The sequence below is a fragment of the Yokenella regensburgei ATCC 49455 genome (genome assembly GCF_000735455.1).
Lineage (GTDB): Bacteria > Pseudomonadota > Gammaproteobacteria > Enterobacterales > Enterobacteriaceae > Yokenella > Yokenella regensburgei.
Map to the genome: position 1 here is coordinate 14,299 of NZ_JMPS01000087.1, position 23,404 is coordinate 37,702.

Annotated in this window: 20 protein-coding genes; 10 read left to right on the forward strand and 10 right to left on the reverse strand. The window is 55.6% G+C overall.

The features are described 5' to 3' along the window. Nucleotides 1-37: 37 nt before the first annotated feature. Both sulA and ompA read left to right on the forward strand, forming a co-directional pair. Nucleotides 38-544, forward strand: a complete 507-nt coding sequence (gene sulA, locus GYRE_RS21950; protein WP_038258506.1) for an SOS-induced cell division inhibitor SulA — start codon at nucleotides 38-40, stop codon at nucleotides 542-544. A 353-nt stretch (nucleotides 545-897) separates the two neighbouring features. Then, nucleotides 898-1,950 carry a porin OmpA gene (gene ompA, locus GYRE_RS21955; RefSeq protein ID WP_087943298.1) on the forward strand — a complete coding sequence of 351 codons (1,053 nt, stop codon included), beginning with the start codon at nucleotides 898-900 and terminating at the stop codon, nucleotides 1,948-1,950. A gap of 90 nt (nucleotides 1,951-2,040) precedes the next feature. Here the strand turns inward: ompA and matP are convergent, their stop codons facing one another. Then, entirely contained in the window at nucleotides 2,041-2,493 is a 453-nt protein-coding gene (gene matP, locus GYRE_RS21960) for a macrodomain Ter protein MatP (RefSeq protein ID WP_006819355.1), read from the reverse strand. Nucleotides 2,494-2,677: 184 nt separating this feature from the next. Between matP and GYRE_RS21965 the strand changes: the two genes are divergently transcribed. Together GYRE_RS21965 and fabA are read left to right on the forward strand one after the other, a co-directional pair. Then, nucleotides 2,678-4,438 carry an AAA family ATPase gene (locus GYRE_RS21965; RefSeq protein ID WP_038258510.1) on the forward strand — a complete coding sequence of 587 codons (1,761 nt, stop codon included), beginning with the start codon at nucleotides 2,678-2,680 and terminating at the stop codon, nucleotides 4,436-4,438. A gap of 69 nt (nucleotides 4,439-4,507) precedes the next feature. Continuing rightward, nucleotides 4,508-5,026 carry a bifunctional 3-hydroxydecanoyl-ACP dehydratase/trans-2-decenoyl-ACP isomerase gene (gene fabA, locus GYRE_RS21970; protein ID WP_006819353.1) on the forward strand — a complete coding sequence of 173 codons (519 nt, stop codon included), beginning with the start codon at nucleotides 4,508-4,510 and terminating at the stop codon, nucleotides 5,024-5,026. A gap of 72 nt (nucleotides 5,027-5,098) precedes the next feature. On the opposite strand, the gene rmf is transcribed toward fabA, so the two are convergent. The 6 genes from rmf to rlmKL form a co-directional block, all read right to left on the reverse strand. Continuing rightward, nucleotides 5,099-5,266, reverse strand: a complete 168-nt coding sequence (rmf, locus tag GYRE_RS24100; protein WP_043084742.1) for a ribosome modulation factor — start codon at nucleotides 5,264-5,266, stop codon at nucleotides 5,099-5,101. Nucleotides 5,267-5,522: 256 nt separating this feature from the next. Further along, nucleotides 5,523-6,086 (reverse strand): membrane integrity-associated transporter subunit PqiC, encoded by a 564-nt coding sequence (pqiC, locus tag GYRE_RS21975; protein WP_006819351.1) that lies wholly within the window; start codon nucleotides 6,084-6,086, stop codon nucleotides 5,523-5,525. Next, nucleotides 6,083-7,723 (reverse strand): intermembrane transport protein PqiB, encoded by a 1,641-nt coding sequence (gene pqiB / locus GYRE_RS21980; RefSeq protein WP_038258512.1) that lies wholly within the window; start codon nucleotides 7,721-7,723, stop codon nucleotides 6,083-6,085. The genes pqiC and pqiB overlap by 4 nt, the downstream gene beginning before the upstream one ends. Then, the gene (gene pqiA / locus GYRE_RS21985; RefSeq protein WP_038258515.1) at nucleotides 7,713-8,981 is read right to left on the reverse strand and encodes a membrane integrity-associated transporter subunit PqiA; all 1,269 of its coding nucleotides are present in this window, start codon (nucleotides 8,979-8,981) and stop codon (nucleotides 7,713-7,715) included. Before pqiA ends, pqiB begins: the two co-directional genes overlap by 11 nt. Nucleotides 8,982-8,993: 12 nt before the next feature. Further along, entirely contained in the window at nucleotides 8,994-10,901 is a 1,908-nt protein-coding gene (locus tag GYRE_RS21990) for an ABC transporter ATP-binding protein (protein ID WP_006819348.1), read from the reverse strand. A gap of 12 nt (nucleotides 10,902-10,913) precedes the next feature. Continuing rightward, a complete protein-coding gene (gene rlmKL / locus GYRE_RS21995) occupies nucleotides 10,914-13,022 on the reverse strand; it encodes a bifunctional 23S rRNA (guanine(2069)-N(7))-methyltransferase RlmK/23S rRNA (guanine(2445)-N(2))-methyltransferase RlmL (RefSeq protein ID WP_006819347.1) in 2,109 nt (702 codons plus the stop codon). A 99-nt stretch (nucleotides 13,023-13,121) separates the two neighbouring features. Here rlmKL and GYRE_RS22000 point away from each other — a divergent pair, with 99 nt between their 5' ends. Beyond that, nucleotides 13,122-14,240: a YcbX family protein gene (locus tag GYRE_RS22000; protein WP_038258517.1), complete on the forward strand. Its 1,119-nt coding sequence runs from the start codon at nucleotides 13,122-13,124 to the stop codon at nucleotides 14,238-14,240. On the opposite strand, the gene zapC is transcribed toward GYRE_RS22000, so the two are convergent. Both zapC and pyrD read right to left on the reverse strand, forming a co-directional pair. Next, entirely contained in the window at nucleotides 14,228-14,770 is a 543-nt protein-coding gene (gene zapC / locus GYRE_RS22005; protein ID WP_038258520.1) for a cell division protein ZapC, read from the reverse strand. The genes GYRE_RS22000 and zapC overlap by 13 nt on opposite strands. A gap of 191 nt (nucleotides 14,771-14,961) precedes the next feature. Further along, the gene (gene pyrD / locus GYRE_RS22010; protein WP_038258523.1) at nucleotides 14,962-15,972 is read right to left on the reverse strand and encodes a quinone-dependent dihydroorotate dehydrogenase; all 1,011 of its coding nucleotides are present in this window, start codon (nucleotides 15,970-15,972) and stop codon (nucleotides 14,962-14,964) included. A gap of 227 nt (nucleotides 15,973-16,199) precedes the next feature. Between pyrD and ssuE the strand changes: the two genes are divergently transcribed. From ssuE to ssuB, 5 genes are read left to right on the forward strand one after another with little or no spacing between them, the layout of a single operon-like run. Further along, complete coding sequence (ssuE, locus tag GYRE_RS22015; protein ID WP_038258525.1) at nucleotides 16,200-16,775, forward strand: NADPH-dependent FMN reductase; 576 nt, start codon at nucleotides 16,200-16,202, stop codon at nucleotides 16,773-16,775. Then, nucleotides 16,768-17,742, forward strand: coding sequence for a sulfonate ABC transporter substrate-binding protein (locus GYRE_RS22020; protein WP_038258527.1), 975 nt, complete (start codon nucleotides 16,768-16,770; stop codon nucleotides 17,740-17,742). Before ssuE ends, GYRE_RS22020 begins: the two co-directional genes overlap by 8 nt. Then, entirely contained in the window at nucleotides 17,739-18,884 is a 1,146-nt protein-coding gene (ssuD, locus tag GYRE_RS22025; protein ID WP_038258530.1) for an FMNH2-dependent alkanesulfonate monooxygenase, read from the forward strand. The genes GYRE_RS22020 and ssuD overlap by 4 nt, the downstream gene beginning before the upstream one ends. Nucleotides 18,885-18,894: 10 nt before the next feature. After that, nucleotides 18,895-19,686 (forward strand): aliphatic sulfonate ABC transporter permease SsuC, encoded by a 792-nt coding sequence (gene ssuC, locus GYRE_RS22030; protein WP_038258534.1) that lies wholly within the window; start codon nucleotides 18,895-18,897, stop codon nucleotides 19,684-19,686. Then, entirely contained in the window at nucleotides 19,683-20,453 is a 771-nt protein-coding gene (gene ssuB / locus GYRE_RS22035; RefSeq protein ID WP_038258537.1) for an aliphatic sulfonates ABC transporter ATP-binding protein, read from the forward strand. The genes ssuC and ssuB overlap by 4 nt, the downstream gene beginning before the upstream one ends. A gap of 91 nt (nucleotides 20,454-20,544) precedes the next feature. Here ssuB and pepN read toward each other — a convergent pair whose 3' ends face one another. After that, a complete protein-coding gene (gene pepN, locus GYRE_RS22040; RefSeq protein WP_038258540.1) occupies nucleotides 20,545-23,157 on the reverse strand; it encodes an aminopeptidase N in 2,613 nt (870 codons plus the stop codon). Nucleotides 23,158-23,404 lie beyond the last annotated feature (247 nt).

A 23,404-nucleotide genomic window follows, 5' to 3' on the forward strand; every position in this document is an offset into this window, starting at 1 on the left:
GTATATTCATACAGTAACCCACAGGGCGGGATTCACTATGTATACTTCTGGATATGCAAATCATTCATCACGGGCTTCTACTTCTGCCGTTCGATCCACACGTACCACGGCGGAACCGGCTTCCGGGCTGATTAGCGAAATAGTCTACCGGGAAGACCAACCGATGATGACACAGCTACTGTTGCTTCCTTTGCTGCAACAACTCGGTCAGCAATCTCGCTGGCAGCTGTGGCTGACACCGCAGCAAAAGCTGAGCCGTGATTGGGTTCAGGCTGCCGGGTTACCGCTGACTAAAGTTATGCAGATTAGCCAGATGTCACCGTGCCATACGCTGGAGTCGATGATCCGTGCATTACGCACCGGTAACTATAGTGTAGTGATTGGCTGGCTGAGCGACGAATTAACAGAAGAAGAACATTCCCGCCTGGTTTTAGCTGCCGAAGAAGGGAACGCGATGGGCTTTATCATGCGACCGGTGAGTGCAAGTCCTACAGCCACGAGACAGCTAAATGGTCTAAAAATTCACTCAAACTTGTATCATTGAGTGAAATTAAGATTATTCCTGGAAAATTTTTTCGCTTTTTATTGACCAGACACCGCTCCGACCAGATCGGGCGGCGAGGCTTGTGCGGCGCGGTTTCCGGCATTTTATGCTGAACAAAAAAGCAACATAAATGTTAATTTTTGTGTACACAACCTCTTTTTTTTCATATGCCTGACAGAGTTCACACTTGTAAGTTTCCAACTACGTTGTAGACTTTACATCGCCAGGGGTGACCGGCTTACGCCGCTATTAACGGCATAGTTATTAACAAGTCACGCTCCCGGTGTAAGGATTTAACCGTGAATTTCGATGTATCTTCATGGCGATTTTTGGATGATAACGAGGCGCAAAAAATGAAAAAGACAGCTATCGCGATTGCAGTGGCACTGGCTGGCTTCGCTACCGTAGCGCAGGCCGCTCCGAAAGATAACACCTGGTATGCAGGTGGTAAGCTGGGTTGGTCCCAGTTCCATGACACTGGCTGGTACAACAGCAACCTGAACAACGACGGTCCGACCCACTCAAGCCAACTGGGCGCTGGTGCGTTCGGTGGTTACCAGGTTAACCCGTACGTTGGTTTCGAAATGGGTTACGACTGGCTGGGCCGTATGCCTTACAAAGGCGACACCGTTAACGGCGCATTCAAAGCTCAGGGCGTTCAGCTGACCGCTAAACTGGGTTACCCGATCACTGACGATCTGGACATCTACACCCGTCTGGGTGGTATGGTATGGCGCGCTGACTCCAGCAACAACATTGCTGGCGACAACCACGACACCGGCGTTTCTCCGGTATTCGCTGGTGGTGTTGAGTGGGCTGTTACCCGTGACATCGCTACCCGTCTGGAATACCAGTGGGTTAACAACATCGGCGACGCAGGCACCACTGGTGTTCGTCCGGACAACGGCATGCTGAGCGTAGGTGTTTCCTACCGCTTTGGCCAGGGCGAGCCAGCTCCAGTAGTTGCTCCGGCTCCGGCTCCAGCTCCGGAAGTACAGACCAAGCACTTCACTCTGAAGTCTGACGTTCTGTTCAACTTCAACAAAGCGACCCTGAAGCCGGAAGGCCAGCAGGCGCTGGATCAGCTGTACACCCAGCTGAGCAACCTGGATCCGAAAGACGGTTCCGTAGTGGTTCTGGGCTACACTGACCGTATCGGTTCAGAGCAGTACAACCAGAAACTGTCTGAGAAACGCGCTCAGTCTGTTGTCGATTACCTGATCTCTAAAGGTATCCCGGCTAACAAGATCTCCCCGCGTGGCATGGGCGAAGCTAACCCGGTTACTGGCAGCACCTGTAACAACGTGAAAGCTCGCGCTGCACTGATCGACTGCCTGGCTCCGGATCGTCGTGTTGAGATCGAAGTTAAAGGCATCAAAGACGTTGTAACTCAGCCAGCGGCTTAAGTTTTACGTCTATAAAAAAACCCCGCCATGGCGGGGTTTTTTATTATCTGAATATCGGGAAAATCAGCCAGGGCTGAGTAACGCGCAGTTTTACTCTTTACCCAGCAGTGCCTGCAGGTCGTTCTTCAGGCTGGACATCTTGCTGGCGTACTTCTCTTTGTTTTCAGCATCCTCGATGAGTTGCACTATCGTTTCCGACAGCGTTTTCCCGCGGCGCTGTGCAAGCCCCGCCAGCCGCTGCCAGACGATAAACTCAAGATCGATAGACTTCTTCCGCGTGTGCTGATGCTCCGCATTAAAGTGGCGCTTTCGCCTGGCGCGAATCGTCTGCTTCATGCGGTTTGCCAGCGCCGGATTCATATGCCCGGCAATCCACTCGTTCACCCGTACGGGCTCGTTTTCCAGGGTCAGCAACGTATCCACCGCTTCTTGCGCAGCGCTGGCTTCGATGTAGCGGGTGATCAGCTCACCTTCCCGGTGCTTCTTCACCAGGTACTTCCACTTCCACCCGCTTTCAAGGTTTTCTAGTTGTTGATATTTCATCGCGATCTCAGGGTGACCGTGTAACTCATTTCAGGATATCAGTTTTTTCATCTTCTGCTGAGAAGAAATCGCTTTCAGTGACGAGATGTGCGCTTGGTCATGGGATGCAACTGCAATCTCCGTGTGATAGCGGCCAGCATGAGGTATAATCTCGCGCTTTACATCTGACTAAAAAACATCGACTTTGACCATCAATAAACTTTCCGGACATGAGCTGGCCCCCGATACCGGTGCATGGCAGACGCTGTTTGCGCAGCCAGAGCTCAATTTAAAATCCGATGACGTCCTTCGTGACACTCAGGCGCGTCTTCATTACGCGCTGGAGCAGTTTTTATTTCCACAGGCCATCTCTCCCCTGCTGCTGGTGAAAGCCCCTGAGGAGCCGGAATACCTGCAATTACTGACCCGTGTCGCAGAAGGTCTGCGCAGTGAGAAGCCTGCGCTGTGTGGCGTGCAATACGAGGTAAATCAGGGCAAGGTAACGCAACGTCCGGCAACTTCAGCTGAAGATAATTTTGCCAGCCAGGGTGCCATCATACAGGCCGACTGGGTGGAGGCAGAGCAGCTGTTTGGCTGTGTGCGTCAGTTTAATGGTGAAATTACTCTGCAGCCAGGCCTGGTGCATCAGGCTAACGGCGGCGTGCTGGTGCTTTCGCTGCGGGCGCTGCTGACTCAGCCGCTGTTATGGATGCGTCTTAAAAACATCATCACCCTGCAGCGTTTCGACTGGGTAAGTTTCGATGAATCGCGCCCACTGCCGGTCTCTGTGCCGTCTATGCCGCTGTCGCTTAAAGTACTGCTGGTCGGTGAGCGTGACTCCCTGGCTGATTTCCAGGAGATGGAGCCTGAGTTTAGCGCCAGTGCTATCTACTCTGAGTTTGAAGAGAATCTGCAGATTGCCGATGAAGAGACTCTACAGCAGTGGTGTCAGTGGATCTGGCAGGTCGCGCATCTGAAGGCGCTCCCTGGTCCTGCAGCAGACGCCTGGCCGCTACTCATTCGTGAAGGGGCACGTTATACCGGCGATCAGGAAACCCTGCCGCTGTGCCCACTGTGGATTGGTCGCCAGCTACGCGAAGCGGCCGCCTTCACGGAAGGAGAAACCTTCAACGCCGAACAGTTAACGACGATGCTCGACCAGCGTCAGTGGCGTGAAGGCTTCCTTGCGGAGCGCATGCAGGATGAGATTCTGTTGGATCAAATTCTCATTGAAACCGAAGGGGAGCGGATTGGTCAGATTAACGCCCTGTCGGTTATCGATTTTCCGGGCCATCCACGTGCCTTTGGTGAACCTTCACGCATTAGCTGCGTCGTACACGTGGGCGATGGTGAATTCACCGATATCGAGCGCAAAGCCGAGCTGGGTGGAAATATTCATGCCAAAGGCATGATGATTATGCAGTCGTTCCTGATGGCAGAGCTGGGTCTTGAGCAGCAAATCCCCTTCTCAGCCTCGTTAACCTTCGAGCAGTCGTACAGTGAAGTCGACGGCGATAGCGCCTCTATGGCCGAGCTGTGTGCGCTTATCAGCGCCCTTTCCGGCGCACCAATCAACCAGAACATTGCCATTACCGGTTCCGTTGACCAGTTTGGTCGTGCTCAACCGGTTGGCGGCCTTAACGAGAAAATCGAAGGTTTCTTTGCCATCTGCCAGCAGCGCGGCCTGACCGGCAAACAGGGCGTTATTATTCCCTCTGCGAACGTTCGTCATCTGAGCCTTGCTCGTGACGTGCAGCAGGCGGTAGAGAGTGAGCAGTTCTTCATCTGGGCGGTGGATGACGTGACCGATGCGTTACCCCTACTGACTCAGTTACTCTGGGATGGCGAGGGGCAGACAACGCTGCTACAAACTATTCAGGAACGTATTGCGCAGGCGACACAGCCGGATGCTCGTCACCGTTATCCGTGGCCGCTTCGCTGGTTAGGTTGGTTCGGTAGCAACTGATCGGACTTGTTCAGCGTACACGTGTTAGCTATCCTGCGTCCCGAACTCATATTAAGGCTTACTGAAAACATGGTAGATAAACGCGAATCCTATACGAAAGAAGACCTTCTTGCTTCTGGTCGCGGTGAACTGTTCGGCGCTAAAGGCCCACAGTTACCGGCCCCTAACATGCTGATGATGGATCGTGTCGTCAAGATGACCGAAACCGGCGGCAACTTTGATAAGGGTTATGTTGAAGCAGAGCTCGATATCAATCCAGACCTGTGGTTCTTTGGTTGCCACTTTATTGGCGATCCGGTCATGCCTGGCTGCCTGGGTCTTGATGCAATGTGGCAGCTGGTTGGCTTCTATCTGGGCTGGCTTGGCGGCGAAGGTAAAGGCCGTGCGCTGGGCGTAGGTGAAGTGAAATTCACCGGTCAGATTCTGCCGACCGCGAAGAAAGTCACCTACCGTATCCACTTCAAACGTATCGTTAACCGTCGCCTGATCATGGGCCTTGCGGATGGCGAAGTGCTGGTCGACGGTCGTCTGATCTACAGCGCAAGCGATCTGAAAGTGGGTCTGTTCCAGGACACTTCTGCGTTCTAATCTACCGTTTAGTTTCCGCTATAAACGGCGAAGCCACCGCATTGCGGTGGCTTCTGGTCTAAAGAGACAGCATCAGGCGATTACTGCCCTGTCCTCCATGGCTTCTCGCCAGCCTCCTAGCCAGTGCGACCGTTGATTAATGGTCTGATAGGGACAGATTTCTTTTGATTTGCCAGCGATGCCAGCCTGGTACCCACGTTGATGTGCCCGTTCCAGGCGATCTCGTTTTTGTCTCTTCATGCCTCGTTTCCCTCATTTCTTGGATCTGGTGGAAAAGAAAACAGTGGTCACGAAATGTGCAACCACACATAACGAATACCGCGAAATCCGCCGATCGTCAATGCGCAAAATTCACGCCAGTGTCATATTTGTGAGCTACGCGAAGAATCATTTGTACAAAAACTGTGAGGCCGTACGGGTAATTTGCTGAAGGGGCAAACAAAAAAGCCGCAGCAGATACAGGATCTGATGCGGCGTTCTTTACGATTAATTTACCTTATGGTAACTGGTTTACCGCCCTGGCAATCGCGCTGGCTTCCTGGCTCCATGCCTGCCCCAGAACCTTCACCATCTCATCGTAGCCGTCTTTATTCTGCTTAAGCTCAATGTAGAACGGACGCTTAATCAGCTGGCCCTGGTGGTTCAGCAGCCACTCACCGCTAACGATAACCCGACCATCATAGCGACCGTGGAAACCGGTCACCGAGACGTTCAGCGTATCCTGACTGCTGCCAAGCGGCTGTGAAGCGACCACCCAACCCGGCAGCTGGCTGCTCAGGTTCGCCACCAGCGTTGTGCGCAGCTGCTGGTCGAGCGGGCTGGCCCACAGGTTGTTATTAGCGATAGTGTACTGCACGTCGCTGGTCTGATAGGCCACCCCGTTGCCGGCGAGAAAATCAGGGATCGAGACCTGCTCGACCCATAGCAGCCGGTTACCCTGACTGGTGGCGCTCTGCGCGCCACTCTGTGCCAACGGTAGCTGGTAGTAGGTTTTGTTTTCAACACTACTGCTGCAAGCCGTTAAGGCCAGAGCCAGCATGAAAATTAGCCCTTTTTTCATTGTTTCGCCCTCTTCGGCTCTGGATCTTTTTTGTCCTTCGCTTCAAACACCAGCGCGTTGCTCTTCTCGTTCAGCGTTTTCAGAACCGGCTGCAGCTCGCGCAGTACCTGGTCAAGACGTTGCATATCGCCCACCATCTTGTTGTACGCCGCCGATCCAGGCTGGAAGCCCTTCATGCTGCGATTCAGTTCCACCAGAGTCTGCTGCATGTTCTGCGGCAGCTGCTGCATCGACTGGCTGGAAGTTATCTTGTTGAGGCTATCAAGCGTCGTCTGCAGGTTACGCATCGTCCGCTGGCTTTCCGACAAGGTATTCGTCGCCTGCTCGATCATCGGGTTAAGCGGTAGATTGTTGATCTTGTCGAGCGTCTCCATCAGCTTCTGCTGGATCTGCGCCAGACCACCGCTTACCGCCGGTACAATCTTATAGCCACCAAATTCACGCATACCGGTCACCGCTGGCGCATTCGGGTAGAAGTCGAGATCGACATACAACGCGCCGGTGATGATATTCCCGGTTTTCAGCGAACCACGCAGACCGCGTTTGATAAGTTCGTTGATATGCCCCGGTACATCCGGATTTTCACCCAGTTCGCTTGCCAGTCGCTCCGGCTCGATGCGAATCAGCACCGGAATGCGGTAGTCATCGTTCAACGCCTGACGCAGACCCGGCACGAAGAACGGCACCTGGCTAACGGTCCCCAGACGAATACCGCGGAATTCAACCGGTGCGCCCGGCTGCAGGCCACGAACGGAATCTTTAAAGAACATCAGGTAATCGATGTGATCGGTATAGAGCGAGTCCTGAATACTTTTCTGATCGTCATACAGGGCGAAGGCGGTTTTTTCCACCACCGGCTGCCCCTGCTCCCACCCTTCCGGCACGTCAAAACTCACACCACCGCCAAACAGCGTGGTCAGAGAACCCATCTCGACGCGCATCCCGGCAGAGGTCAGATCGACCGCGATCCCGCTGTCTTTCCAGAAGCGAACGTTGCTGGTTACCAGCCTGTCATACGGCGCGCTGATAAAGAGCTGATAGCGGATGGAACGCTTATCGGAATCAAAGGTGCTGGTTTCCACAGAGCCCACGCGATAACCACGGAACAGCACCGGGTCACCCGGGCTCAGCTGCCCTGCACGCTTACTGTCGAGGATAATGCGCACCCCTTTGGCATCCGGTGGCGCCAGCGGGGGGGCATCCAGCAGCTGATAGTTCGCCGCCTTGCCGCCCTGTTTGCCAGGCTGTAGCTCAATGTAGGCACCGGAAAGCAGCGTGCTAAGCCCGCTGACGCCTTCGCGGCCAATCTGTGGCTTCACCACCCAGAATACGGAGTCTTTGTGCAGCAGCTTTTCCATGCCGGAATTGAGCCGCGCTTTGATCTGTACGTGTTTTAAGTCATCCGAGAGCGTTGCTGTTTCTACCACCCCCACGTTGACGCTTCGGCTTTTGATGGTGGTTTTGCCACCTTCAATGCCATCCGCGCTGGTCGTAATCAGCGTGACCTCAGGCCCCTGATGGCTGTAATGGTAGAACAGGATCCATGCGCCAATCAGCACGGTCACGATTGGAAAAATCCAGACGGGAGACCAGTTTTTCACTTTTTGCACTTTTGCCTCCCCGCGGTTAGTTTCCATGCTTGTACGACTCCTCATCGCTAGAATCTGGCTCGCGATCCCAGGTTAACCGGGGATCGAAGGTCATGGCTGAAAACATGGTCATGATAACGACCAGGGCGAACATCAGCGCACCGATATCAGGGTAAATATTCATAAGCCCTCCCATCCGCACGAGGGCAGAGAGCACCGCAATGACAAATACATCGATCATCGACCAGCGGCCGACGAACTCTACGACTTCATAAATCAGATGCATCCGCTCGCAGTCGCGCTTACCGTGGCCTTTGGCATCCCAGCAAAGCCAGGTAATCGCGATCATTTTAAGCGTCGGCACCATGATACTGGCGATGAAAATAACCGCCGCCACCGGGTAAGACCCTTCACTCCAGATAAGCACCACCCCGGCCATGATGGTCGACGGCATTTTGTCGCCCAGCAGGTCGGTAATCATGATTGGCAGCACGTTAGCGGGAATATAGAGAAACACCGACGTTATCAGCAGCGCCATCGTCCACTGCAGGCTATTTTTCCGCCGTGGATGCGCTACAGTCTGGCAGCGCGAGCAGGTTTCCTCATCGGCGGGCATAATCGCGGTACAGCACGGGCAAGAGCGCAGGCCCTGACGCAGGCCGGTCGTCCCGACCTTCAGCGGCTGCGCCACCGGCGGCATTGGGGCAATGTCGTCCCACAGCCAGCGGCGGTCCACGCACTGAAACGCCCGCAGTTGCAGCACGCAGAACAGACACCAGGGAATAAAGCTGCTGCCGATACCGATTTCGCCATAGGCCATCAGCTTAACGAAGCTCACCAGGACGCCGGCAAGGAAAATCTCCGCCATCCCCCAGGTTTTCAGCTGGAACAGAATTTTGGCAAGGTACACCTGCAGCTTTAACGGCATTCTCACCCGATTAACCAGCAGCATGATCGTCACCAGGCAAAACGCTGGCACTAGCTGGACAAAGAGAATGAAGAAGGTGCCGAGGCTGGCGTAGTCTTCCGAGAACAGCACGCGCGGAATTTGCAGCAGCTCAATTTCACTGCTGATCCCGGCAACGTTCATGCTCACAAAGGGAAACAGGTTGGCCAGCAGCAGCATAAACAGCGCCGCCAGCGCATAGGCAGAGGGACGCTGCCGGGGCGCGTCCCATAGGGTAGTCAGCGTGGTGCCGCAGCGCGGACACCCTGCTTTATGTCGATGCTCAAGATGCGGCAACGCCACCAGCAGGTCGCATTGCGGGCACAAAATGTGCCGTGCAGCATGATGTTGTTCGCACATCCGGAGCCTCTCTTACGCGCCGTTTTTCAACGATTCCAGATATTCCCAACGCTCGAAAGCGGCTTCCAGAGCCTGTTCAGCCAACGCCAGGTCTGCAAGAACCTTTTGCGTATGGTCATGAGCCTGGCTGAAAAATGTCGCATCGGCAACCTGAGCCTGGAGTGATCCCAGCTCGGCTTCCAGTTGCTCAAGCTGCTGTGGCAACTGCTCCAGTTCGCGTTGCAGTTTATAGCTTAGTTTGCTGCTGCCGCGTTTTGCAATTTCTGCTTTTGGCGCAGCGACATCCGTCACTTTCTTCTCAACCGACGATTTCTGCGCCAGCGACTGTGCCTGCTGCCCACGAGCGTCATGATAACCGCCAACATACTGGCCAATGCGCCCTTCGCCTTCGAAGATCCAGCAGTCGGTGACGGTGTTATCAACGAACTGACGATCGTGGCTCACCAGCAACACGGTGCCCTGATAGCCGTCGATAAGTTCTTCCAGCAGCTCAAGCGTTTCCACATCGAGGTCGTTGGTCGGTTCATCGAGGATCATCAGGTTGCTTGGCTTAAGGAACAAACGCGCCAGCAGCAGACGGTTACGCTCCCCGCCGGATAATGCGCGCACGGGTGTCATCGCACGTTTCGGGTGGAACAGGAAGTCCTGCAGGTAGCCAAGGATATGACGCGGCTTGCCGTTAACCATCACCTCCTGCTTACCTTCGGCGAGGTTATCCATCACCGTTTTTTCCGGATCCAGCTCGGCGCGATGCTGATCGAAATAGGCTACTTCAAGCTTGGTTCCAACGTGGATGCGCCCGCTGTCCGCCTGCAGTTGACCGAGCATCAGCTTCAGCAGCGTAGTTTTACCGCAGCCGTTCGGGCCAATCAGCGCAATTTTGTCGCCGCGCTGAACCTGAGCGGAGAAATCTCTCACCAGCACTTTGCCATCGATCTGGTAGTTAACGTCTTCCATCTCGAAGACAATCTTGCCAGAGCGGGTGGCTTCTTCCACCTGCATCTTCGCGCTGCCCATCACCTCACGGCGTTCGCTACGTTCGCGGCGCATGGCTTTCAGAGCGCGGACGCGGCCTTCGTTACGGGTACGACGGGCTTTGATCCCCTGACGGATCCACACCTCTTCCTGCGCCAGCTTGCGGTCAAATTCGGCGTTCTGCAGCTCTTCAACGCGCAGCGCTTCTTCTTTCTCGAGCAGGTACTGATCGTAGCTACCCGGATAGGTCACGAGCTTACCGCGATCGAGATCGACAATACGGGTTGCCATATTGCGGATGAAAGAACGGTCGTGCGAGATAAAGATGATGGTGCCTTTGAACTGCTTCAGGAACCCTTCCAGCCAGTCAATCGTTTCAATATCGAGGTGGTTCGTCGGTTCATCGAGCAGCAGCACGCGCGGTCCGCTGACCAGCGCGCGGCCCAGCGCCGCTTTACGCAGCCAGCCACCGGAGAGCGAGGCCAGCGCCACGTTCGGATCCAGATTCAGCTGTGCCAGCACTTCATTGATGCGGTTTTCCAGCTGCCACAGCCCGTGGTGATCGAGCTGCTCCTGAATGCGCGCCATCTCATTAAGATTTTTATCGCTCGGATCGGTCATCACCAGGCGCGAGATATCGTGATACTGCTTCAGGTATTCGGCCTGTTCGGCAATCCCCTCGGCGACGAAATCATAAACGCTGCCTTCCACGTTGCGCGGCGGATCCTGCTGCAGACGAGCCACAACCAGATCCTGCTCATAAATGATGCGCCCATCGTCAAGTCCCTGCTCGCGATTGAGGATCTTCATCAGCGTGGATTTACCAGCACCGTTACGCCCGACGAGACAGACGCGTTCGTTGTCTTCGATATGCAGTTCCGCATTATCGAGAAGCGGCGCATCGCTGAACGACAGCCAGGCGCCATGCATACTAATCAGTGACATTTTCTATTTCCTTCAGGCTTCGGTTATCAACCAGCAATTGTGGATCTGGCGGTTGCGGCCAAAGTCCTGAGACTGCGTTTTTTGTGTAATATCCTGCGCTTTCAGCCCCAGTGCCGCCAGGCCTTCGTGGTCCATACGGAAACCGCGCTTGTTGTTAGAGAACATAATCGTGCCACCTTTGCGCAGCAGACGTTTCAGATCTTTCATCAGACGCAGATGATCGCGCTGTACGTCAAAGGTGTCTTCCATCCGCTTCGAGTTAGAGAACGTTGGCGGATCGATAAAGATAAGATCGAACTGCTCGTCAGCGTCGCGCAGCCAGCCCAGCACGTCAGCCTGCAGCAGGCGGTGTGGACGACCGGTGAGGCCGTTCAGGCGCAGGTTCCGCTCGGCCCACTCAAGATAGGTACGTGACATATCAACGGTAGTGGTGCTTCGCGCACCGCCAAGACCCGCATGCACGCTGGCGCTACCGGTGTAAGAGAACAGGTTGAGGAAATCTTTGCCTTTACTCATCTGGCCGAGCATGCGGCGGGCGATACGGTGATCGAGGAACAGGCCGGTGTCCAGATAATCGGTCAGGTTCACCCACAGGCGCGCGTTGTATTCGCTCACCTGCATGAATTCGCCCTTCTCGTTCATCTTCTGATACTGATTCGTCCCTTTCTGACGCTCACGGGTTTTCAGCACCAGCTTGTTCGGCGCAATGCCCAGCACGCCGATGGTGGCAGCGATGATATCAAACAGACGCTGACGCGCTTTATTGGCATCAACGGTCTTCGGCGGGGCATATTCCTGTACCACTACCCAGTCGGCGTAGCGGTCGATTGCCACGTTATATTCCGGAAGATCGGCGTCATAGATGCGGTAGCATTCGATGCCTTCCTGACGCGCCCATTTGTCGAGCTTCTTCAGGTTTTTCTTCAGACGGTTAGCAAAGTCATCGCCCATGCTGCTGACCGGCGCATCACCGGTCGTTTCCGCCAGATGATAGTTCTTCTGTACGCAGTCCAGCGGGCCGTTCTTGGCTTTGAACTGGCGCTCGGCGCGCAGCTGCAGGCAGCTCAGGAGATCCGGCGAGGCGCTGAACATAGAGAGGTTCCAGCCGCCAAACTGGCTCTTCAACAAACGACCCAGCATGCTGTGCAGCGCAATCAGCGCCGGTTCGCTGTCGAGACGTTCACCGTACGGCGGGTTGCTGATAACGGTACCGTACGGCCCTTTTGGCAGTGGATTGATAAGCTTCGCCGCGTCCTGTACTTCAAAGGTGATGAGCTCACCGATCCCGGCGCGACGGGCGTTGCTACGCGCACGCTCGATGACGCGACCATCGATATCAGAGCCGTAGAAGCGCGAACCATAGGCCGCCAGCCCCGCGCGAGCACGCGTCTGGGCTTCGGCTTTCACTTCCTGCCACACGGCATCATCATGCTGCGCCCAACCGCTGAAGCCCCAGTGACCACGATGCAGGCCTGGTGCACGATCGGTCGCCCACATGGCGGCTTCAATCAGCAGCGTCCCGGAACCGCACATCGGGTCCAGCAGCGGCGTGCCCTGCTGCCAGCCGGAGCGCATCACGATGGCCGCCGCGAGGTTTTCTTTAATCGGCGCCACGCCGGTGCGATCGCGGTAGCCGCGCAGGTGCAGACCTTCACCGCTGAGATCGAGGGCAATGCTCGCCACTTCTTTATTTAGACGCACGTTGATGCGCAGATCCGGGCTGTCGCGATCGACGCTCGGACGCGGTAAATTTTTGCGGGTAAAGGCATCGACGATGGCATCTTTCACCTTCATCGCCCCGTACTGGCTATTACGGATCTCATCGTTCAGGCCGTTAAAGCTGACGGCAAACGTAGCATCCGGGGTGAAGATCTGCGTCCAGTCGATGGCCTGCACGCCCAGATAGAGATCAAGGTCGCTGTAAACTTTGCATTCGCCCAAAGGCAGAATGATGCGCGAAGCCAGGCGGCTCCACATAAGGCTCTGATAAACCAGCCGCGTGTCGCCCTGGAAATGGACACCACCCTGAACAATCTGGCAGGCGCTCGCACCCAACCCTTCGAGTTCAGTTTTTAACAGCTCTTCCAGCCCACGGGCCGTACTGGCAAACAGAGATTTCATATCGTCACTTTTCTCAAACAAAATTGTTGCGCATTATAGCCAATCTGCGCCCTATGTCATAAAGTTAAGGGCTTATTTTTTGACTTCAGGGATTGCACCATGGTGACCTTATCGCGGCTTTTTATTCATCCGGTAAAATCGATGCGCGGCATCGGCCTGACGCATGCCTTCGCCGATATCAGCGGAATGGCGTTTGACCGGATTTTTATGGTCACCGAGCCCGATGGCACTTTTATTACGGCGCGACAGTTCCCGCAGATGGTGAAGTTCACCCCCGCCCCATTGCACGACGGCCTGCATCTCACCGCACCGGACGGCAGCAGCACCATTATTCGCTTTGCCGATTTTGCCCCGCAGGCGCAGCCCACTGAAGTCTGGGGCAACCATTTTACCGCGCTCATTGCGCCAGAAGAAATCAATCACTGGCTAAGCGGCTTTTTTAAACGCGACGTTCAGCTGCGCTGGGTCGGACCAGAGCTTACCCGCCGGGTTAAAAAGCACGACACGGTACCGCTCTCTTTTGCAGATGGTTATCCGTACCTGCTGACCAACGAAGCCTCGCTGCGCGATCTGCAGCAGCGCTGCAGCGCCAGCGTGCGGATGGAACAGTTCCGTCCCAATCTGGTCGTCACCGGCGCCAAAGCCTGGGATGAAGATACCTGGAAGGTTATTCGCATCGGCGAAGTCACCTTTGACGTTGCTAAACCCTGCAGCCGCTGTATTTTCACCACCGTCAGTCCGGAGCGTGGCCAAAAACACCCCTCGGGCGAACCGCTCAGCACGCTTCAGGGCTTTCGCACGGCGCTCGACAACGGCGACGTGGATTTCGGCCAGAACCTGATTGCCCGCAACAGCGGCGTTGTCCGGGTTGGCGACAGCGTGGAAGTGCTGGCAACGAAACCAGCCCGTGTTTACGGTGCAGGAAAAACCGAAGCGTCAGTCAGCGTAGAAACCCAGCCAGAGGCGCTGGTTGATATAGAGTGGCAGGGTGAAACGTTCAGCGGCAATAACCAGCAAATTTTACTGGAGCAGCTTGAGCAGCAGGGAATTCGGGTGCCCTACTCGTGCCGGGCGGGGATCTGCGGAAGCTGTCGGATCACGCTTGTTGAAGGGGAAGTCAGCGCGCTTAAGAAAAATGCGGTCAGCGAGGATGGAACCATTCTGTGCTGCAGTTGCGTACCCAAAACCGCGCTGCGTTTACGTTTTCACACAGCCTGACCGAAGCTATAGCTTTCGACGACGGGTTGCGGCTGCAGCCTGTCGTTCATCACCTTAATCGCATCGCCAAGCTGCATCGTGCGCCCGGCCAGTACCAGTCCAGGCTGAGCCAGCAGGCACAGTGCCGCATTCTCACCCGGTTCAACCACCAGCAGATTGACGGCTTCACCGCTGTCGCTGAGCCATACACAGGCGGCGTCGCCGGTGGCAGGCTGCCAGCTTTCGCTGTGAGTGGTGAAATGCCAGCTTTTTGGCATCTGCGGTTTAAGATAACGAATCGCCACCAGCGCGTTGAGCGTTAACTCTGCACGGTGTTCTTTCGATAAATCCAGCTGGCGGCATTTCTCTTCAAAAGAGAAATAAAGTGCCGCGTCATCAACGCAAAAGCCGGAGGGGCAAAAGGCATCGGGAGTCAGCATCCTGCGGGCAAAACGCGACCGAAACAACATACCATTGGCTAAATCGAGCATCATTCGATCATGCTCTTCATCAAAATACCAACGCCAGTTATCATCAGGTTTAATTCGCATATTTGTTCCCCTCCTTTCCTGCATCCTTGCTAACCATGCCAACTTTGCCAGCGACATTTAGCTTTACCGCTTCGCTTTACTTTTCGTCTGAATTAATAAAAGACCAAAATGTTTAAATAAGCAACAATGAAGGAATATAAAACAACCAGGGCTGGAAATAAAGCCCTGGAGGAGATTAAGAAGCAAAAAGGTTAGATATGGGTAACAATTTCTTTAATCAGCGGTGGGCCTTTAAAAATAAAGCCAGAATAAATCTGTACCAGCGTCGCCCCGGCAGCCAGTTTTTCGCGCGCGGCAATCACCGAATCAATGCCACCGACGCCAATAATTGGCAACCGACCGTTTAATTCAGCGGACAGCATACGGATAATTTCTGTGCTTTTTAATTGCAGCGGACGACCGCTCAAACCACCCATTTCGTCGCAGTGCTTCATTCCCTGAACCAGGGATCTGTCGAGCGTTGTATTGGTGGCAATTACCCCATCAATATTATGACGCACCAAACTATCGGCCACCTGGATCAATTCTTCAACGGAAAGATCCGGTGCGATCTTCACCGCCAGCGGAACATATTTATGATGCTTCGCCTGGAGTTCAGCTTGCTTATTTTTAATACTGGAAAGCAGATCGTCGAGCGCTTCACCATATTGCAGCGTACGTAACCCTGGGGTATTCGGTGAGGAGATATTAATCGCGATATAACCGGCATAGGCATAAACTTTCTCCATACAAATCAGATAGTCATCTTTGCCCTGCTCTACCGGAGTATCTTTATTTTTACCAATATTAATGCCGAGAATACCGTCAAAATGCGCTTTTTTGACGTTCTCAACCAGGTTATCCACCCCGAGGTTATTGAAGCCCATGCGGTTGATAAGCCCCTCGGCATCAACCAGGCGGAAGATCCTCGGCTTGTCGTTACCAGGCTGCGGACGTGGGGTTACGGTACCAATTTCTACCGAACCAAAACCCATCGCGCCCAGGGCATCGATGCACTCGCCATTTTTGTCGAGACCTGCCGCAAGGCCCAGCGGGTTCTTAAAGGTCAGCCCCATACAGGTTACCGGTTTTGCCGGCACTTTCTGGCGCACAAGTGCTTCCAGCGGGGTTCCCGTCACACGACGTAATTGTTGGAATGTAAATTCATGAGCGCGCTCAGGATCGAGCTGGAAAAGGGCTTTTCGAACGAAGGGGTAGTACATGAACTCTCCTGGATTCCCGGTTGCAAACCGGGGGCGTATTATGTTCGATCTTGCTACGAAAGGGAATTGACCTACGGCAAAAAATACGAAGTAAAACGCAATCGGTTTCCTTATTGCCGCTTTCCGGCAATCCACTCCCGGATAAATCATTTAGCAAACCCTCCTCGCTCTGCGATAAATGTTATCAATGTTAGATAAAAGCGAACATTTAGTTATAAGGAGGGATTATGCGAGTCATCACCCTGGCGGGAAGTCCACGCTTTCCATCACGATCCAGCGCGCTGCTGGAATATGCGCGGGAAAAACTTTCCCGCGTTGATGTCGAAGTCTGTCACTGGCACCTGCAAAATTTTGCGCCAGAAGATCTCCTCTACGCCCGCTTCGACAGCCCTGCTTTGCTGGCGCTGAAAGAACAGCTGGCCGATGCGGATGGGCTTATCGTCGCCACCCCGGTGTATAAAGCCTCTTTCTCAGGCGCCCTAAAAACGCTGCTCGACCTCCTTCCTGAACGGGCACTGGAAGGCAAAGTGGTGCTCCCGCTGGCAACCGGCGGGACCGTGGCACATTTACTTGCTGTCGATTACGCCCTGAAACCGGTACTCAATGCCCTGAAGGCACAGGAAATTCTGCACGGGGTGTTCGCTGACGATAGCCAGGTGCTCGACTATCAGCACCAGCCACGGTTTAGCCCCAACCTGCAGCACCGTCTGGACAGCGCGCTGGAAACCTTCTGGCAGGCGCTGCACCGCCGGGATATTCCCGCCCCCGTATTCCATCTGCCGCAAGGAGCTGCTCATGTTTAATGGTTATAAATGGCGGCTGCGGTCGCTGGCGCTGAGCGGGCTGCTCACCCTTTCTGCCTGGAGCCATGCCGCAACCCAGGTGCCCGATACTCTGCGCATTGGTTATCAGAAAGGCAGCGTCAGTATGGTGCTGGCAAAAAGTTATCAGCTGCTTGAGAAGCGTTATCCGCAGAGCAAAATCTCGTGGGTGGAGTTCCCGGCCGGGCCGCAAATGCTGGAGGCGCTGAACGTCGGTAGTATCGATCTTGGAAGTACCGGCGATATTCCCCCGATCTTCGCCCAGGCCGCCGGAGCGGATCTGTTGTACGTTGGCGTTGAACCGGCGAAGCCGAAGGCGGAAGTCATTCTGGTACCGGACAGCAGCGCGATCAAAACCGTCGCCGATCTGAAAGGCCATAAGGTGGCGTTCCAGAAAGGCTCCAGCTCGCACAACCTGCTGCTGCGTGCGCTACAGGAGGCGGGTCTCAGCTTTAAAGATATTCAGCCTGTTTACTTAACCCCGGCTGATGCCCGCGCGGCGTTCCAGCAGGGCAATGTCGATGCCTGGGCCATCTGGGATCCCTACTATTCAGCGGCCTTATTGCAGGGCGGCGTTCGGGTGTTGAAAGATGGCGAAACGCTGAAGCAAACCGGATCGTTCTATCTTGCCGCCCGACCGTATGCAGAAAAATACGGTGAGTTTGTGCAGGAGGTGCTGGCCACTTTCAGCCAGGCCGACGCGCTGACCCAGAGCCAGCGTCCACAAAGCATTACGCTGCTCGCGAAAACCATGGGGCTGCCGGAGCCCGTCATCGCCAGCTATCTCGATCATCGCCCCCCTACCGCTATCTCCGCGGTGAGCGATGCCGTCGCCGCGCTGCAGCAGCAAACTGCCGATCTGTTCTATGACAATCATCTGGTACCGAAAAAAATCGATGTGCGCAGCCGCATCTGGCACCCCGCAACTTCCCAGGGAGCAACGTTATGAGTCTGAATATTTTCTGGTTTTTACCGACCCACGGCGACGGTCACTATCTTGGCAGCGATGAGGGAGCCCGTCCTGTCGACCACGCCTACCTGCAACAAATCGCCCAGACCGCCGACCGGTTGGGCTTCAGCGGGGTGCTTATCCCTACCGGGCGCTCCTGTGAAGACGCATGGCTGGTGGCGGCTTCGCTGATCCCGGTAACCCAGCGGCTTAAATTTTTAGTTGCCCTGCGCCCGAGCGTAATTTCACCCACCGTCGCCGCCCGGCAGGCCGCTACGCTCGACAGGCTTTCGAACGGTCGCGCGCTGTTTAACCTGGTTACCGGCAGCGATCCGCAGGAGCTGGCTGGCGACGGCGTATTCCTCGATCATACCGCCCGCTATGAAGCCTCGGCGGAGTTTACCCATATCTGGCGGCGCCTGCTGGAAGGGGAAACCGTCGATTTTGAGGGAAAATATCAGCACGTTCGTGGGGCAAAACTGCTGTTCCCCCCAGTTCAGCAGCCGCGTCCGCCGCTCTATTTTGGCGGATCTTCCGACGTTGCTCAGGATCTGGCCGCCGAGCAGGTCGATCTGTACCTGACCTGGGGCGAACCACCGGAGCAGGTGAAAGAAAAAATAGCCCAGGTACGGGAGAAAGCGGCCCGCCATGGTCGGCAGGTGCGCTTTGGTATTCGTCTGCATGTGATCGTGCGCGAGAGTAATGCCGAGGCCTGGAAGGCGGCGGATCGCCTGATATCACATCTTGACGACGAGACTATCGCCCGCGCCCAGCAGGCATTTGCTCGCACCGATTCCGTGGGTCAGCAGCGGATGGCGGCGTTGCACGCAGGCCGTCGTGACAAGCTGGAAATCAGCCCGAATCTGTGGGCAGGCGTAGGTCTGGTACGCGGTGGCGCTGGTACTGCGCTGGTCGGCGACGGTCCAACCGTCGCGGCACGGATTAATGAGTATGCCGCCCTCGGCATCGACAGCTTTATCCTCTCCGGTTACCCGCATCTGGAAGAGGCATGGAAGGTGGGCGAACTGCTGTTCCCTCACCTTGATGTCACTGTTCCGGCGGTTCCACAGCCACAGACGCTTCAGCAGCAGGGTGAGGCCGTCGCTAACGAATTTATTCCACGTAAAGTGGCGCAAAGTTAAGGAGCCGCCAATGACCACGCCTGCAAATAAATGGCTGCTGCGCGCCGCGCCCTGGGTGCTGCCGATCGGGATTGTTGTTGTCTGGCAAATCGCCTCGTCCACCGGCTGGCTTTCCACGCGGATCCTGCCCTCTCCGGAAGGCGTTATTGAAGCTTTCTGGTCGCTCTCGGCAAGCGGTGAACTGTGGCAGCATCTGGCAATCAGCTCCTGGCGGGCGCTTATCGGCTTCTCCATTGGCGGTAGTCTCGGCCTGATACTGGGGCTTATCAGTGGGCTGTCGCGCTGGGGCGAACGCCTGCTCGACACCTCCATTCAAATGCTGCGCAACGTGCCACACCTGGCGCTGATCCCGCTGGTTATCCTGTGGTTCGGCATCGACGAGAGCGCGAAAATTTTCCTCGTCGCTCTGGGCACGCTGTTCCCGATTTATATCAACACCTGGCATGGTATCCGCAACATTGACAGAGGGCTGGTAGAGATGGCGCGCAGTTACGGGCTCTCTGGCGCGGCGTTATTCTGGCATGTGATCCTGCCCGGCGCGCTGCCTTCAATTATGGTTGGCGTTCGCTTCGCCCTTGGCCTGATGTGGCTGACATTGATTGTTGCCGAAACCATATCAGCCAACGCCGGGATCGGCTATCTGGCGATGAATGCCCGCGAATTCTTACAGACTGACGTGGTGGTGGTCGCCATCATCCTTTATGCCTTGTTGGGCAAACTGGCGGATCTCAGCGCACAGGGGCTGGAACGCCAGTGGCTGCGCTGGAACCCGGCCTACAACTCGCAGGAGAAAACTGCATGAATACCGCACGTCTGAACCCTGGCACACCGCTGCTGCTGAATAACATTCATAAGCGATATGGTAGTAATCAGGTGCTGAACGCGCTGGATCTCCATGTTCCCTCCGGGCAGTTTGTGGCGGTGGTGGGCCGCAGCGGCGGTGGCAAAAGTACGCTTTTGCGATTGCTTGCCGGCCTCGAACGTGCGGACGACGGCGAGCTGCTTGCCGGCACCACACCGCTTGCCAGCCTTCAGGATGATACGCGTATGATGTTTCAGGACGCCCGGCTACTGCCCTGGAACACGGTCATCGATAACGTCGGGCTGGGGCTTAAGGGCCGCTGGCGAGACGCGGCCCTGCAGGCGCTTGCCGCCGTGGGTCTGGAGAACCGCGCCGGGGAGTGGCCCGCCGCGCTGTCGGGCGGACAGAAACAGCGCGTGGCGTTGGCCCGCGCCCTGATTCATCGTCCTGGCCTGTTGCTGCTGGATGAGCCGCTGGGCGCGCTGGATGCCCTCACCCGCCTTGAAATGCAGGCGCTGATTGAGTCCCTTTGGCTGGATCAGGGCTTCACCGTACTGCTGGTGACCCATGACGTCAGCGAAGCGGTGATGATGGCCGATCGGGTATTGTTAATAGAAGAAGGAAAAATTGGTCTCGATCTGACGGTCGACATTGCCCGGCCACGTCGTTGGGGATCGTCAAGGCTGGCAGAACTGGAAGAAACGGTTTTGAACCGGGTCATGGGCCGCGACACAGAAGTTGTGCGACAAAAAAACCGCCAGGCGTAGTGCTGGCGGTTTTTATCGGATGCGGCTATGCCTTATCCGACCTACTGGTAAGGGTAGGCCCGGTAAGGCAACGCCGCACCGGGCAAATCCGTTACGCTAACGCTTTGGTGATTTTCTCGAACAGATCCCCGGAGAGATTCTCCAGCCCTTTCAACTGTTCAAGCGCCGCACGCATCTTCGCCTGACGGGCAGCATCGTAGCGTTTCAGGCGGATCAGCGGCTCAATCAGACGCGATGCCACCTGCGGGTTACGGCGGTTCAGCTCGCTCAGCATCTCCACCATAAACTGGTAACCGCTGCCGTCTTCAGCGTGGAACGCCGCCGGGTTGGCGCTGGCGAACGCACCAATCAGCGAACGCACACGGTTCGGGTTGCCGAGGGTAAACGAACGATGGTTCAGCAGGCCCCGCACGGTTTCCAGCACGTTATCGGCCGGACTTGTGGACTGCAGAATGAACCACTTGTCCATCACCAGACCATCCTGATGCCACTTGTCGTCGTACTCCTGCATCAGCTCATCGCGGCACGGCAGCTGTGCTGCTACCGCAGAAGCCAGCGCCGCCAGCGCATCGGTCATGTTATCGGCCTGATGGTACTGCGCTTTCACCAGCTTATCCGCCAGCGTAACTTCACCGAACGCCAGGTAACGCAGGCAGGTGTTACGCAGTGAACGCTTGCCAATATCGGCATGCTCAACGCGGTACTCGGCGAGTTTATTGGCGTTGTACACCACCAGGAACTCGTCCGCCAGCTCGTTGGCAAGGGTACGGGTCAGTGCTTCACGCACGGTGGTGATGGCTATCGGGTCGATAATCTCAAACAACTCGGCAATCTCACTCGCCGACGGCAGCGTGAGGATTTCCGCGGCCAGCGCCGGATCAATCTTCTCATCAAGCAAGATGCCGCGGAAGGCATCCGCAACGTGCACCGGAAGCGACAGCGGCTGCCCTTGCTGGTGACGAACGATATTGAGCTTGATGTAGGTGGCGAGCAGACTCTGCGCGGCATCCCAACGAGAGAAATCGTTGCGGGCGTGGCGCATCAGGAAGGTGAGCTGCTGATCGCTCCATTTGTATTCAAGCTTCACCGGCGCTGAGAATTCACAGAGCAGCGACGGAACCGGCTGGAAATAGACGTTATCAAAGACGAACGTCTGTTCTGCCTGGGTCACGTTCAGAACGTGGTGCACCGGGTGACCGCCCTTCTGCAGCGGGATCACCTTGCCTTCGTTATCGTACAGCGCCAGTTCAAACGGAATATGCAGCGGCTGCTTTTCCGGCTGGTCAGGCGTTGCCGGAGTACGCTGTTTGATGGTCAGCGTATACTGCTCGGTTTCCGGGTTGTAATCGTCATGCACGGTCAGGACAGGCGTACCGGACTGGCTGTACCAGCGGCGGAAGTGCGACAGATCGACGTTGGAAGCATCTTCCATCGCCTGCACAAAATCGTCGCAGGTGGCGGCGCTGCCGTCGTGACGCTCAACGTACAGCTGCATCCCTTTCTGGAAATTAGCTTCACCCAACAGAGTGTGCAGCATACGGATCACTTCTGCGCCCTTCTCATAGACGGTCAGGGTGTAGAAGTTGTTCATCTCGATAACCATGTCCGGGCGAATCGGGTGCGCCATCGGGCTCGCGTCTTCGGCAAACTGCATGCCACGCATGGTACGGACGTTGTTGATACGGTTCACCGCACGAGAGCCGAGATCGGAGCTGAACTCCTGATCGCGGAACACGGTCAGCCCCTCTTTCAGGCTCAGCTGGAACCAGTCACGGCAGGTGATGCGGTTGCCGGTCCAGTTGTGGAAATACTCATGGCCGATCACGCGTTCGATGTCGAGATAGTCTTTATCCGTCGCGGTGTCGGTGCGGGCCAGCACATATTTGGAGTTAAAGATGTTGAGGCCTTTGTTCTCCATGGCGCCCATATTGAAGAAGTCGACGGCCACAATCATATAGATGTCGAGATCGTATTCGAGGCCGAAACGCTCTTCGTCCCACTTCATGGAGTTTTTCAGCGAGGTCATCGCCCACGGTGCGCGATCAAGGTTGCCGCGGTCAACGTACAGTTCCAGCGCCACTTCACGCCCGGAACGGGTGGTGAAGGTATCGCGCAGGACGTCGAAATCACCGGCCACCAGCGCAAACAGGTAGCAGGGTTTCGGGAACGGATCCTGCCACTGAACCCAGTGACGACCATTCTCCAGCTCGCCCTGCGCTACACGGTTACCGTTGGAGAGCAGGAATGGGTATTTGCTCTTATCGGCGATAATTTTAGTGGTAAAGCGGGCCAGCACATCCGGCCTGTCCAGATACCAGGTAATATGACGGAAACCTTCCGCCTCGCACTGCGTACACAGCGCTTCTCCAGACTGGTAGAGCCCTTCCAGCGCAGTGTTGGCCGCCGGGCTTATCTCGTTTTTAATGCGTAAAGTAAAGGAAGCCGGCAGACCATCAATAATCAGCTGGTTATTTTCTTCTTTATATTGGGTCCACGGCTGGTCATTCACATGTACAGACACCAGCGTTAAATCTTCACCATCAAGATGTAACGGCACGGCAGATGCCGCGTGACGGGTGACTTTACTCTCCGCCGTCACGATGGTTTTTGTGGCATCCAGGTCAAACGTCAAGTCAATATCGCTAATCAGGTAATCCGGCGCACGGTAGTCGTGGCGGTATTTGGCTTGTGGCTGTTGTGTCATAAAAAACCTTTAGCATCCGGGTCAAAGTATCGACCTCAGTCTATTCCTGTTGCGCAATTCACGCTACGCAGAATGTTCATCTTTTCAGGGTCAAACGCCCAAAATGCTACATTCACATAACATTAGGGGCACAAAATGCTCTCGACCAGGTCAACTGCTTGTGGTGTGATCGCTGTTTAATATATTAAACTATGCCCAGAACGTGACCCCATTTCCCACACCGGGGTCATCGCAGGACATAGCCAGG